Here is a 13352-nt window from a genome sequence, read left to right as displayed (position 1 = left end):
CCGACCCTGCCAGGGTTAGCGAGCGAGCGGGTTTTTCCGAATTCAACCTTTTGTCTCGATGACCGTTAATCAAGTCATGGAGCACGGCAGCGAATCGACCGACTTGCCGGTTCGTGCGCCGCGCACCATACCCTGTCCCCGTTCATTCAGGGACCATGCAGAGTCGAAGATTGAGCGCCGGCGGGCAACCGCCGGCGATTTTTTTTGCGCGGACGGCGCGCGTAGTGCGTATGTCAGGGCCCGCTGAAGCGCTTGATGAACGCGATAATGCTGGCGCGGGTCTTGAATGCGTGCCCTTCCGGTGCGCAGGCCTCGCGATCGAGCGGGATTGCGCTGAAATTGGCTGCGCTCGCAACGTTCTTCCAGACTCCGGCTGTCTTCTGGAACGCAAGCAGATCGATGTCGATTGCATCGTCGGTCTGTTCGATCGAGCCTTGCGGCAAACGGATGGCCGCACAGAGAAAAGCCACGTCGCCCGTCTTGACCATCTCAAGCACGATGTAGCGCCCGTCTTCCTTGCGATCCCGGTGCGCGGCCGCCAGAATCTGCGCGCGGTCGGGGTCGCTGCGGTCTAGATCGGCGGCGTGGGCGAGATCAAGCGACGCCGCAAGCAAAGCGGCATTGAGCGCGAATTTCAGTGCGAGGCAAAGACAGTTCATCGGCGGGGAAACGGCCGGCGAGCCCGGCATGTTTTGAACGGACGCCCATTCTATGCGGGCTTGATCATCGCCCGCAGGCTGCGCGTCCGCGCGCCGCCTCAATGCGTATCGAAACTCATATCGTCGTGCATCATGCGCACGGGCTCGACGCGGCCGAGCGCGGCGAGCAACGAATGGCCCGCGGTCGTGAGCGACGGCAGGCACAGTCCCTCGGCGCGCGTTTCGAGCGCGACGAGCTGGCGTTCAAGCAGGGTGTCGAGTTCGTGACGGTTCATGTCGATCTGTTCCGGCGCGTGGCGGATCAACATTAGCGTGGCGAACTCGTGGGGGCTCAACAATTCATGTCTCCTAGTGATGCCGCAACCAGGGGCACAGGGGCGCATATCATCAGACATGAATGTGACGCCAGCGTGACTGTCACATTTGTTGTCGTGCGACCGCCTCCGGCTGGCGCGTCAGCGCTGTGCCGCACTCCTCCACGAGATCGCGCAGCGTCGCGGCGAGATGCGTAGCGGCATCGTCGGTGGCAATCCCCATGCCTTCGTCGCGACGCATCGCCCGCACGCCGACGATGATCGGCATGGCAGGCGCCCGCTCGCGCACGCGCCGCACCAGGTTGCGAAGGTACGGCGGCGATTCCGCGGCATCGAGCGACACCACGCAAATCGCGTGGATATCCAGCGCATCCACCATGCCCGCTTTCGTGTTGCGCACGTCGTCGTAAGTGGTCGCCGTGCAGGGAATGCGCGCGCGCATCAGCAACTGGCAGACGATGGCGGCCACCACGTCGTCGAAGGCGCCGCGCCCCGGAATGCACAGCACGACGCGGCCGTCATGCGGCACGTCCAGCGGCGCATCGACGGCATCGCCATTGCGGCGCGCGTTCGCATCTTCCAGCGCCGCGTGGCGCGAATCGTCAACGGATTCGAGATCTTCGACGATATCGAGCAACGCCTGATTGATGCGCGCCAGTTGCTCGGCCGGCAGCACGCCGCGCAGCACGTCGTTGCGCGCGAACCGCAGCCCTTCGAACACCACCTGCTCGTAGTAATCGATCAGCGGCATATCGGCGAGCAGGCGGTCGGCCTGCAACAGCGCCTCATGCGGATCGTCGGCGAGCAGACGCTGATAGCAGGTTTGCGCGGGCGTGAGCGCGGGCTGATCGCCGAGCAGGATGGTCAGAAAATTCAATCGATCCACGTAACGGCCGAGCGTGACGATGCACAGCGTCAGCGGCGTCGACAGCACCAGACCGATCGGCCCCCAGAGCCAGCTCCAGAAAATGGCCGCCACCACCACCGCGAGCGGCGAAAGACCCGAACGGCGCCCATAGAGCATCGGCTCGGCGAACTGCCCCGCCACCACATCGACGACGATAAAGAAGATCAGCGTCCAGACCGCCATGGTCCATTGCGGCTGGATCGCGGCGGCCAGAATCGTGGCCATCACGGCGGCGATCCAGATGCCGATGTACGGCACGAAACGCAGCAGCGCCGCGCACGCGCCGAACAGCAGCGCGCCCGGCACGCCGATGCCCGCCAGCCCCACCGCGAGCACCGCGCCCACCGAAACGTTCACGCCCAGTTGTGCGACGAAGTAGCGCGACAGACGCTCGGAGGCGTCGTTGATGGCGGTCGTTGTGCGGTGCAGGTCGTCGGAGCCGAACACACTGATGAGCCGGTCGCGCAGATCCTCGCGCTGCAGCAGGATGAAGATCGTCACCACCAGCACGATAAAGCCGGTTTCGAGCGGCGCGATGACCGGCGAAAACGCTTTCTGCGCGAGCTGCATCGGCGTGGGCGCGGGCGTGTGGACCTCGACCGGCATCGGCTGCTGCGGCTGATTGCGCGCGGCGCGCCCGCGCGGCTGCGGCGGCGCGGGCGGCGGCGTGGGCGTCACGCGCTGCAATGCGGCGGCGGCGCGCGTCATCAGCGAATCAGCGCGGCCGACGGTCTTTTCCTGCACCGTCTCGATTTTCTGCTCGATGGCTTCCTGATACTGCGGCAGATCGGCGGCAAGCTGCACGACCTGCGCGCCGATCAGCGCGCTCACGCCCGCCAGCGCGAGCACGGTGGCGAGCACGGCGATCATGATCGACAGAAACTGCGGCAGGCGCAGGCGGCGCAGCGCGTTGACGAGCGGCGCGAGCAGAAAGCTCAGCAGCACCGAAAGCGTGATCGGAATCAGCACTGCGCGGCCGAAGTACAGACCGCAGACGACCACCACGCCGGTGATGACGGACGCGAGCGTGTGGACGGTCGGCGTGCTCGGGGGGAACACGCGGTTGCGGCGGCTGCCGGGAGTCGCGTGAGCGTGGCCGAACTGCGGCCGCTCGGGAGGCGGAAGCGGAAAATTCATGGCATGGCGACCGGGGCGGGGACGGTCATAGGATTCATTTGGCGATTCGTGGTGCGAATTGGGTTCGCGCATCGGGGCGCACCTGCATTCAGGGTAGTGCGCGCTGCGCGCAATGGGCGGCAACGGGCGAAATCATTTGGGTATGCGTGGCTTGCTGCACGCCGCTTGCGTTCCGGTTTGCCTGGCATGGGCAGGGCAAGCGGCGTGCCGCGCGCGAGCGTAACGCAGACGCGCGATGGGCGAAAGGGCGAAAGGGCGCGCAGTCTGCGCGCGTCAGGGTTTGCCGGCTTCGAGTTGCTGATTGCGCGAGCTCAGGAACTGGATCAGGCCGTCTACGCCGCCTTGCTGGATCTTTTCGTTGAACTGCGCGCGGTAAGTCTGGATCAGCCAGGCGCCGAGCACGTTCAGGTCGTAGAGGCGCCAGCCGTTCGGCGTCTTGTAGAGGCGATAGTCGATCTCGACGGGCTTGCCGCTGGTTTGCGCGAGGGTGCGCACGACGACGTCGGTATCCGTCGGGGAGTTACGCATGGGGGTGTATTCGATCTGCTGATCGGGCTTCAGTTGCGCCAGGGCGCCGGCGTAGAGGTGGATCAGCAGAAGCTGGAACTGCTGCATCACCTGTTGCTGCTGGGCGGGCGTGGCGGTGCGCCAGTGGCGGCCCATCGAAAGCTGCGTCGTGCGCTGGAAATCGACGTACGGGAGGATGTCACGGTCGACGATGCTGCGGATGCGCGGGATGTCGTCGGGGGTGATCGACTGGGCGCGGACTTCGTCGAGCACTTGCTGGGTGGCGGTTTTGATCAGCGCCTGCGGGTCGGTCTGGTCAACTTGTTGCGGTGCTGCGCTGGCTGTGTGGGGAAGCAGGCCGGTCAGGGCGGTGAGTAGCGTGATGATTTGCAGGACGGTCTTCATGCGGGGCTCGGTCGGTTTTCTGGCTGGCTGTCGCCACTTTTATAAAGCATTCGGGCGATGGGTGTGTTTCAAGGTCTTTTCTTTTCTATGTTTTTGCGAGTTTTGATCGAACAAACCGCGGAGCAAACGTAACCTCACACCCAGGTCCAAAAAACCTGTTACGTCACGTTACATCTACCGGGATTTTGTTACAGAAACCGGGTCCAGAAGACCAGCAAAAGACCCAGCAGAAACAAAACAGCAAAAACCAGTCAGGTGACGACCAGCCGACCTCAACCAACAAGTCAGCCGGCCGTCCCGGCGCTTTATTCGCGCCCCCTCCCCTCAAACCCTTGCCCCGCCTGTCCCGCCGCCGCAGGCTCCATAAAGAAGGCCTCCAGCCCAAACAGCCAGGCAACGCAATACGACAATCTCGACAAGACCCGCAGGCCTTTCTCGTCCTCGGCGACCTCTTCCGCCAGTCCTTGCGCGGTAGCGAACGCGGCCCCTGCCGTTCCGCTGGTGAGACCCGTTGGCGTCGATTCCTGTAGTGAAACGGGATCGATCTTCATGTGGCACCCCTCTCCTCGTTTTTGTGTGTGGCGGTCAATACATAGCAATCTCCGTACCAGCGCGTCCAGCCACAAAAAACCGCGCGATGCGAGCAATTCCCTCACGCCAGAGTGCGGTCCCGCACCCAATTCCCGAATCGCGCTTCACGGCCGCAACATGCACGACATCGCCATTGCGTGTAAAAACTACAAGAACACCATGCAAAAGCGTGAAACCCCTTAATACAAAAGGACTTTACCGACTCGACCGCGACCTCAGAAAACCCCAAAAACGTCCATTCCGTTCCCGTTCTTTTTACCTACGGGTAATAGCTTCAATCACGACAATGGTGTAAGGTGCAGCGGTTCCGTCTCAAAAATAGAGACTGCAAGTGCACCGCCAGACTGCAGGAGAGATCGCATGAACACACCCGAACGGGCCCGTCTCGAAGATGTTCTGAACCCGCATCGCGACGCCCTGCTCGCCGACTGGGTCCGCCTGCATCTGCCCATCGCGCTGCGCCGCGGTCTCGCCATGGAAGCGGAAATCCGCGAGCAATTTTCGACCTTCCTCAAGGTGTTCCTCGACACGCTCGCAAAGTCCGACGCGCTCGACGTCAATCGCCCGGAATGGGAGCCGGTGCGCGCTTTTCTCGCCGATATGTCGGCTCATCGCGCGCGACAGGGTTTCACGCCCGCCGAAACCGCCACTTTCGTGTTCTCGCTCAAGCAGCCTCTCTATGCGCGTCTACGCGAGAGCTTCGTGAATCCCGCCGAGCTGGCCGAAGTCAGCTGGTCGATCAATCTGCTGATCGACGAACTGGGCCTCTACACCACCGAGGTGTTCCAGAAGAGTCGCGAAGCGATCATCGCGCGTCAGCAGGAGGAACTGCTGGAGCTCTCCACGCCGGTCGTGCAGTTGTGGGAAGGCATTCTGGCGCTGCCACTGATCGGCACGCTCGATTCCGCGCGCACCCAGGTGGTGATGGAAAGCCTGCTGCAGAAGATCGTCGATACGGGCGCGGGCCTCGCGATCATCGACATCACCGGCGTGCCGACCGTCGATACCCTCGTCGCCCAGCATCTGCTCAAGACCGTCGCCGCCGCGCGGCTGATGGGCGCGGACTGCATCATCAGCGGCATCCGTCCGCAGATCGCGCAGACCATCGTGCATCTGGGCGTCGATCTCACCAACGTCACCACCAAATCCACGCTCGCCGACGCCTTCGTGATCGCGCTGCAGCGCACCGGCTCGTCGATCATCAAGCCGAAAGCCGCGGCTTAAGGGAGCAAGCGCGCCATGGAACGCATTCCAATTCTGCGTCTGGGCGACTGCCTGATCGTCTCGATCCAGGTGGACATGCACGACCGCCTCGCGATCGCGCTGCAGGACGATCTCACCGCGCGCATCGTCAAGGAATCCGCCAAGGGCGTGCTGATCGATATTTCCGCGCTCGATATGGTGGACTCGTTCATCGGCCGGATGATTTCGAACACGGCGGCGATGGCGATGGTGCTCGATGCGCAGACCGTGGTGGTCGGCATGCAGCCGTCGGTGGCGATCACGCTGGTCGAACTCGGTCTCACGCTCACTGGCGTGCGCACCGCCCTCAATGTCGAAAAAGGCATGGCGCTGCTCAAGCAGCGTCAGGTCTAGCACGCCGGTTGCCTGCGAGATGAACGGCAACGGCACGACCGACAGGCTGCTCACCCAGGTGAGCCTGCGCTCGGACGAGGAAATCGTCCGGCTGCGGCAGATCGTGCGCGACGAAGCGATCGCCCACGGCTTTTCGCTGATCGAGCAGACCAGGTTCGTGACGGCGGCGAGTGAACTCGCGCGCAATACGCTGCAATACGGCGGCGGCGGCGATGCGCGGCTCGACGCCGTCAGCAACGGCGTGCGCGTGGGGCTGAAGCTCACCTTCACCGATCAGGGACCGGGCATTCCCGACATCGAACGCGCCTTGCAGGACGGCTTCACGAGCGGCAACGGTCTGGGCCTGGGTCTGGGCGGCTCGCGGCGTCTGTGCGATGCGTTCACGATCGACTCCACGCCGGGCAGTGGCACCACGGTCACCATCATCAAATGGAAAGTACGCTAGGCGGCGCGTCCGGCTCGGCCGGCGGCACTCATCGCTCCTTCGAGATCGGCGACGCCAGCAGCGTGGCGTTCGCGCGCCGCGGCGCGGCGCAGGCCGCACACCTGGCCGGGCTCAACGAGACCGATACGGGACGCCTCGCGATCGTGCTGACCGAAGCCGCCACCAACATCCTCAAGCACGCGGGCCACGGCGAACTGCTGGTGCGCGCGCTGGACGGCGGCGTGGAACTGATCGCGCTCGACCGCGGCCCCGGCATGACCGATGTGCGCGCCGCGCTGTCCGACGGCCACTCGACGGCTGGCACGCCCGGCACGGGTCTGGGCGCGATCCGGCGGCTTTCGAATCAGATCGCGCTGTGGTCGCAGCCGGGCCACGGCACGGTGCTGCGCGTGCTGGTGCAAAAGCCCGGCGCGCCGCGCGCGGCGCTCTCCGGTCCCGAGATCGGCGGCGTCTGCGTGCCGTATCCGGGCGAGGAAGTGAGCGGCGATGGCTGGCAGGCGCAGGCCGATCCGGGCGGTTTCACGATCGCGCTCGCCGATGGCCTCGGTCACGGCGCGGAAGCGCACGTGGCCGCCACGGCAGCGCTCGAAGTGTTGCGGCGGCGCGCGGGGCTTTTGCCCGCCGCGTTGATGGAGCTGTCGCACGCGGCGTTGCGCCCGACGCGCGGCGCGGCGCTCGCGCTGGCGCGCTTCGATCTCGTGCGCGCAAGCGTGAGCTTTTGCGGCACCGGCAATATTGCGGCGGTGGCGTATGGCACCGGGCGGCCGGGGCTTGCGGGCGCGGCTTCGTCGGCGAGCTTATCGTCGAATTCGTCGTCGAACTCGTCGACGAATTCGATCAGCGCGCAAGGCGACGCCCGCCCGAGCTACCAGATCGTCTCGCGCAACGGCATCGTCGGTCACACCATGCGCGGCACCCAGGAATTCGAACTGGCCTGGCGGGCCAACAGCCTGCTGATCCTGCATTCGGACGGGGTCGGCACGCGCTGGGATCTGGACGCCTGGTCGGGGCTCGCCCATCAGCCGGCCGTCGTCATCGCCGCTGTCCTTTACCGCGACTTCTCGCGCCGCCGCGACGACGCCACCGTCGTCGTCGTCAAGGCGCAGCCGGGAGTACAGTTGAACCATGAATACGCCACTGCTGCGCATCCGCATTGAAACCGCCCAGGACGTCGTCGTGGCGCGGCGGCGTTCGCGCGACCTGGCGGCGGGCTTCGGCTTTTCGACGCTCGACCAGACTCGCATCGCCAGCGCCGTGTCCGAAATCGCGCGCAACGCCTTCGACTACGCGGGCGGCGGCGAGGTCAGTTTCGCCTTCGACGCGGCGCGCTCGCCGCAGACGTTCGAAATCATCGTGCGCGACCACGGCCAGGGGCTGCGCGATCTCGCAGCCGTGCTCGACGGCACGTGGCGCTCGCCCACCGGCATGGGGCTGGGCATCATGGGCAGCCGGCGGCTGATGGATCGCTTCGAGATCGAATCGACGCCGAAAGGCACCACCGTATCGATGGCGCGCAGCCTGCCGCACGAGCGCTCGACGCTGCGCGGCCAGGAACTGGAGCGCATCGTCAACGGCGCGGCCGCGCTCGCGCCGCAGGCCGATTCGCTCGAAGAAGTGCAGCAGCAAAATCGCGAGCTGGTGGCGACGCTCGACGAGTTGCGCGAGCGTCAGGAAGAACTCGCGCGCCTGACCCAGGAACTGGAAGCGACCAATCGCGGCGTGGTCGCGCTCTATGCGGAACTCGACGAACGCGCCGAAGAACTGCGCCGCGCCGACCTGATGAAAACGCGCTTTCTCTCCAACATGAGCCACGAACTGCGCACGCCGCTTTCGTCGGTCCGCGCGCTCGCCAACCTGCTGCTCAACCGGCTCGACGGCGATCTGACGACGGAACAGGAGCGCCAGGTCAAGCTGATCCTCGCCTCGGCGGAAACGCTCGGCGAAGCCGTGGACGATCTGCTCGATCTCGCCAAGATCGAGGCCGGCAAGACCGAAGTCACGCCCGCGTGGTTCGATCCCGCCGATCTGTTCGCCGCGCTGCGCACCATGCTGACGCCGCTGCTGGAAACACCGCACGTGTCGCTCGAATTCGCCGCCACGGCCGACTTGCCGCGCCTTTACACCGACGAACCCAAGCTCACGCAGATCCTGCGCAACTTCGTCTCGAACGCGCTCAAGTACACCGAACGAGGCCTGATTCGCGTGGGCGCGCGGCTCGAAGCGAACGGCGAGCGCATCGTGTTCTTCGTCGCGGATACGGGCATCGGGATTGCTCCCGAGCATCACCCGATCATCTTCGAGGAGTTCGGCCAGGTGCAGAACCGTCTGCAACAGCGCGTGAAGGGAACCGGCCTCGGCCTGCCGTTGTGCCGCAAGCTGGCCGCCTTGCTGGGCGGCGAAGTGGGCGTGGAGAGCGAACTGGGCGTGGGCTCGACGTTTCATGTCGATATTCCCGTGCGGCTCGCCGATGCCGCTCACGCCAGCGATGAACACAACGAACCCGCCGGCTCGGGAGGCGCGGCATCATGACGCCCGACGCCACACTCATCCTCAATGTCGACGACAACGAAGGCGCGCGCTATGTGAAGTCGCGCGTGTTGCGCCATGCGGGCTTCGCGGTGATCGAAGCCGCCACGGGGCAGGCCGCGCTCGACGCCGTGCGCGAGCACGCGCCCGCACTCGTGCTGCTCGACGTGAAGTTGCCGGACATCAGCGGCATCGACGTTTGCCGCCTCATCAAGCAGGACCCGCGGACCAATTCGACGCTGATTCTGCAGACGTCGGCCGCGGCCGTGCAGGCGCGCGACAAGATTCGCGCGCTCGACGGCGGCGCCGACAGCTATCTGACCGAACCCGTCGATCCCGCCGAACTGGTGGCGAACGTGCGCGCGCTGCTGCGCCTCTACGCCGCCGAACAAGCGCTTCGCGACGCCGACCGCCGCAAGGACCACTTCCTCGCCACGCTCGCGCACGAGTTGCGCAACCCGCTCGCGCCGATCCGCAACGCCATCGAACTGCTCGACCCGCGCCACGGCGCAAGCGACGCGGGCCGCGCCGACGCGCGCCAGATCGCCAGCCGCCAGGTCGAACATCTCGGCCGGCTGGTGGACGATCTGCTCGACGTCTCGCGGATTTCGCACGGCAAGATCGCCCTGCAGATGAACACGCTCGATCTGCGCCAGATCGTCGAAATGGCGGTGGAGACCAGCCGCCCGGTGCTCGACGCCAAGCAGCAGAAACTGACCGTAAACATGACGGCGGCGCCTTGCCATATTGTGGGCGACGGCATTCGCGTCGCGCAGATCATCAGCAATCTTCTGTCGAATTCGGCCAAATATACGGCCGTAGGCGGCGCGGTCACCTTGCGTCTCGATGCCAGCAACGCCGACGTGGCGATCAGCGTGCGCGATAATGGCATCGGCATCGCGCACGACGAGCTGCCTTATGTGTTCGAACTCTTCATGCAATCGCGCGACGCGGTCAAGCGCGCGGACGGCGGGCTCGGCATTGGCCTCGCACTCGTGCGCGAGCTGGCGGAACTGCATGGCGGCTCCGTGGCCGCGCATTCGGAAGGACTCGGCAAGGGCTCGGAATTCGTGGTGCGGCTGCCCATCGTGCTCGCGCCGGATACCGACGCCGTACCCATAGATAACAACAATATGGATAACGAACAAATCTCACGCAAACGACGCGTACTGATCGCCGACGACAATGTCGATTCGGCCACCTCGCTCCTGATGCTGCTCGAACTCGAAGGCCATGACGTGCGCGTGGCGCACGACGGCCCGAGTGCGCTGACGATCGCGCAAAGCTTCGAGCCGCATGTGGCGATTCTCGATATCGGTCTGCCAGGCATGGACGGCCATGCGCTCGCCAAGGCGCTGCGCGCGCAACCGGCCACGGCGCACACGCAGCTGATCGCGCTCACCGGCTACGGCCAGGAACGCGACCGCCAGGCCACCACTGAAGCCGGCTTCGACCGGCATCTCGTCAAGCCCGCGCCCTTCGACGAAATCCTGCGCGAGATCGAAGGGACCAAAGCCAGCTAGACGCACGCCGCGGGCTTTGCACTGATGAATACGGGGATTTCCGATGCAGCCACGCGCCATTCATAGCGGCGATCTCGAACTCGTCTGCCACCACCGCGAGGCGATGTTCCGCGAAGCCGGCCGCGACGCGGCCACGCTCGCGACCATGACCGCGCACTTCCGCACCTGGCTCGCGCCGCGTCTTGCCGATGGTCGCTACTTCGGTTTCGTGCTGAATGAAGCCGAAGTCGATGCGCCCGTCGCGAGCATCGGCCTGATGGAAATCGACTGGCCGCCGCATCCCGCTCACCCCGATCAGGACCGGCGCGGCTATGTGCTCAATGTCTACGTCGAGCCGCACGCACGGCGGCGCGGCCTCGCCCGGCAGCTCATGCAACTCGCCGACGCCGAATTCGCGCGGCGTGGCATCCGCTACGTGATCCTGCATTCGACCGAGCAGGGCCGCGATCTGTATCGGCAACTCGGTTGGGGCGGGACGACGGAAATGGCGAAGGCGCTGTAACCCGCACTTCGACGTCCCTTTTCCTCAAGCCACTGTTCATTCCTGCCGTTAACCGGTTGAGCCATCAACCTTCTCACGGAGCCACGCTTGAACGGGAACACGCGCGCCTTTATTTCCAGACCCAAAACCGGCGCCCTCGCCGCGCTCGCGGCCTTCGTCCCTCTTTCGGTTGCGCTGCTTTCGGGCTGCGTGACCCATACGCAAGTGGTCGCTGCGCCCGCGCGCCCCGTGGTGGTGGCCGCGCCGCCGCCCGCGCCGGTCGTGGTGGGCGCGCCCGCCTATGTGCCCGAGCCGCACGACGCCTATGTGTCGGTCGCGCTCGATCGCGACGTGGTCTACGTGGGCGGCATGACGTACATCTGGTTCGTCGGCCCGGATGGCCAACGCCATCGTCACTACTATGGCCGCGGCGATCTGCGCGGCGAAGTGTTCCATCGCCGCGCCGAACTGCGCAACGTGATGGCGCACCACGATGGCCATCTGCCGATGCAACAGCACGCCTTTGTCGAGCCGCCGCCGCGCGCGCCGCATGGGCCGCGCGTGCATGTGGAAATGGTCTCGCGTCCGGGCGGTCATGGCGCGCCGCGCCCGATGCCGCGCGCCGAAACCCATCCGCAGCCGCATCCGCATGCGCGCTCCGAGACGCGCCAGGCGCAGCATCACGCCCCGGCGCCCAGCCGCAACGCCGCCGATCATGGCCGCCGCCTGCCGAACGCCCATCCCGGCGATGCGCATCCGATGGCGGGCAGTCCGCGTCATACGGTCTAGGCCCAGGCCTTCGCCAGAGCCACAAGACAAGCCGCCGGGCGCATCGCATGCGCCCGGCGGCTTTTTCATGCCAATTTATTCGGCATCCTCATTAATGTCGATCTGCGCCAACCCCCGCGAAAACTTCAACGCTTATATCGGCACGTATATCCGCGCTTATACCGAGCATCGCGCAGCACCATTTATATCACGTTACGATATAATTCGACGCAATCGAAGCTTCCCGGCTTCATGCTTATAACGTTCGATTTGTCGCTATTTCAACTGTGTTTCGTCTGAACTTCTCCCGCTGGATCGCACGCTTCGCGCCGCCGCCCGTCACCTTGCGCTGGCGCGAACGTCTGCGTTCGGGCATCGGTGCGCTGATCGGCATTGCACTCACCGGCGCCGTCTCGCAACATCTGCTCGGCAACGCTTCGACGATCCCCTGGCTGATCGCGCCAATGGGCGCTTCAGCCGTGCTGCTGTTCGGCGTGCCTGCCAGCCCGCTGGCGCAACCGTGGTCGATCATCGGCGGGAATCTGGTTTCGGCGGTCGTGGGCGTGACCTGCGCGCTCTTTATCGCCGATCCGGTGCTGGCTGCCGCCGTCGCCGTGGGCGTGGCGATCTGCGCGATGTTCACGCTGCGCTGCGTGCATCCGCCTTCGGGCGCGGTGGCGTTGACTGCGGTGCTCGGCGGCCCTGCCGTGCGCGCGCTCGGCTACGAGTTCGTGCTGGAGCCCGTGCTGCTGCAATCGTTCGTGCTGCTGGGCGCGACGCTTGTCTATCACAAGGCCACGGGGCATCGCTATCCGCATGCCGCGCTCGCAGCGAAATCCACGCCGCCCGCGCCTGCCGCGAGCGGCTTCTTGCGCGCCGATCTCGAAGCCGCCCTGCGCGAGCGCAACGAGTTGATCGACGTCGATACCGACGATCTCGAAGCGCTGCTGCGCGAAACCGAAATTCGCGCCTACGCGCGCACTTTCGGCATGCTCAATTGCGCCGATGTCATGTCGCGCGACGTCGTCAGCATCACGCCCGCGACCACGGTGGGCGAAGCGCGCGCGCTGCTGCGCGAGCATGACGTGAAGGCGCTGCCGGTGGTAGACGCACAGCGTCACGTGAAAGGCATCGTCACCCGCGCCGATCTCGCCGACGATGGCGCCCGCCAGCATCCGCTGCGCGCCTTGCTGCGCACGTTCGGCCTCGGCCCGCGTGAACGCGCGGGCAACGATGCGCGCGTCAACACATTGATGAGCACGCACGTGCGCACGATTACCGCGGCGACGCCCATCGTCGAATTGCTCGCGCTGTTCGCGGGACGCGGGCATCATCACGTGCCAGTCGTAGACGGCGAGCGCCGCCTCACCGGCATCATCACGCAGGCCGATCTGATCTCGGGCCTTTACCGCCAAACGCAGCCGCTGCAAAAACAGAGCGTCTGAAGCACGCAACAGCGCTGCCGCAATGTCCCATTGCGGCCATAAATATCA

General features: G+C 65.4%; 14 protein-coding genes. 9 read left to right on the top strand and 5 right to left on the bottom strand.

Annotated features, from left to right (window positions below; all coding sequences use genetic code 11):
* Window positions 1–233: 233 nt before the first annotated feature.
* The 5 genes from U5A67_RS29910 to U5A67_RS29890 all read right to left on the bottom strand — a co-directional run bounded on the left by U5A67_RS29910 (window position 234) and on the right by U5A67_RS29890 (window position 4480).
* Complete coding sequence (locus U5A67_RS29910; protein ID WP_321817155.1) at window positions 234–659, bottom strand: hypothetical protein; 426 nt, start codon at window positions 657–659, stop codon at window positions 234–236.
* Window positions 660–757: 98 nt separating this feature from the next.
* Complete coding sequence (locus U5A67_RS29905) at window positions 758–997, bottom strand: hypothetical protein (RefSeq protein ID WP_321817154.1); 240 nt, start codon at window positions 995–997, stop codon at window positions 758–760.
* 79 nt (window positions 998–1076) lie between these two features.
* On the bottom strand, window positions 1077–3017 hold the full coding sequence (locus U5A67_RS29900) for an AI-2E family transporter (protein ID WP_321817153.1): 1941 nt from the start codon (window positions 3015–3017) through the stop codon (window positions 1077–1079).
* Between the two features lie 273 nt (window positions 3018–3290).
* The gene (locus U5A67_RS29895) at window positions 3291–3929 is read right to left on the bottom strand and encodes an ABC transporter substrate-binding protein (RefSeq protein WP_321817152.1); all 639 of its coding nucleotides are present in this window, start codon (window positions 3927–3929) and stop codon (window positions 3291–3293) included.
* A 305-nt stretch (window positions 3930–4234) separates the two neighbouring features.
* Window positions 4235–4480: a hypothetical protein gene (locus U5A67_RS29890; RefSeq protein ID WP_321817151.1), complete on the bottom strand. Its 246-nt coding sequence runs from the start codon at window positions 4478–4480 to the stop codon at window positions 4235–4237.
* A 400-nt stretch (window positions 4481–4880) separates the two neighbouring features.
* Here U5A67_RS29890 and U5A67_RS29885 point away from each other — a divergent pair, with 400 nt between their 5' ends.
* The 9 genes from U5A67_RS29885 (at window position 4881) to U5A67_RS29845 (ending at window position 13304) form a co-directional block, all read left to right on the top strand.
* On the top strand, window positions 4881–5744 hold the full coding sequence (locus U5A67_RS29885) for an STAS domain-containing protein (RefSeq protein WP_205986101.1): 864 nt from the start codon (window positions 4881–4883) through the stop codon (window positions 5742–5744).
* A 15-nt stretch (window positions 5745–5759) separates the two neighbouring features.
* A complete protein-coding gene (locus U5A67_RS29880) occupies window positions 5760–6116 on the top strand; it encodes an STAS domain-containing protein (RefSeq protein WP_321817150.1) in 357 nt (118 codons plus the stop codon).
* A 19-nt stretch (window positions 6117–6135) separates the two neighbouring features.
* Complete coding sequence (locus U5A67_RS29875; protein ID WP_321817149.1) at window positions 6136–6561, top strand: ATP-binding protein; 426 nt, start codon at window positions 6136–6138, stop codon at window positions 6559–6561.
* Window positions 6546–7718: an ATP-binding SpoIIE family protein phosphatase gene (locus U5A67_RS29870; protein WP_321817148.1), complete on the top strand. Its 1173-nt coding sequence runs from the start codon at window positions 6546–6548 to the stop codon at window positions 7716–7718. The genes U5A67_RS29875 and U5A67_RS29870 overlap by 16 nt, the downstream gene beginning before the upstream one ends.
* Entirely contained in the window at window positions 7687–9090 is a 1404-nt protein-coding gene (locus U5A67_RS29865; protein ID WP_321817147.1) for an ATP-binding protein, read from the top strand. The genes U5A67_RS29870 and U5A67_RS29865 overlap by 32 nt, the downstream gene beginning before the upstream one ends.
* Window positions 9087–10610, top strand: coding sequence for a response regulator (locus tag U5A67_RS29860; protein ID WP_321817146.1), 1524 nt, complete (start codon window positions 9087–9089; stop codon window positions 10608–10610). Before U5A67_RS29865 ends, U5A67_RS29860 begins: the two co-directional genes overlap by 4 nt.
* A gap of 43 nt (window positions 10611–10653) precedes the next feature.
* Window positions 10654–11112, top strand: coding sequence for a GNAT family N-acetyltransferase (locus U5A67_RS29855; protein WP_321817145.1), 459 nt, complete (start codon window positions 10654–10656; stop codon window positions 11110–11112).
* Window positions 11113–11199: 87 nt separating this feature from the next.
* Window positions 11200–11880, top strand: coding sequence for a hypothetical protein (locus tag U5A67_RS29850; RefSeq protein ID WP_321817144.1), 681 nt, complete (start codon window positions 11200–11202; stop codon window positions 11878–11880).
* Between the two features lie 266 nt (window positions 11881–12146).
* The gene (locus U5A67_RS29845) at window positions 12147–13304 is read left to right on the top strand and encodes an HPP family protein (RefSeq protein WP_321817143.1); all 1158 of its coding nucleotides are present in this window, start codon (window positions 12147–12149) and stop codon (window positions 13302–13304) included.
* Window positions 13305–13352: the final 48 nt, after the last annotated feature.

It is taken from the genome of Paraburkholderia sp. J69-1 (genome assembly GCF_905220255.1).
Classification (GTDB): Bacteria; Pseudomonadota; Gammaproteobacteria; order Burkholderiales; family Burkholderiaceae; genus Paraburkholderia.
This window is presented reverse-complemented; position numbering and strand designations above follow the sequence as displayed.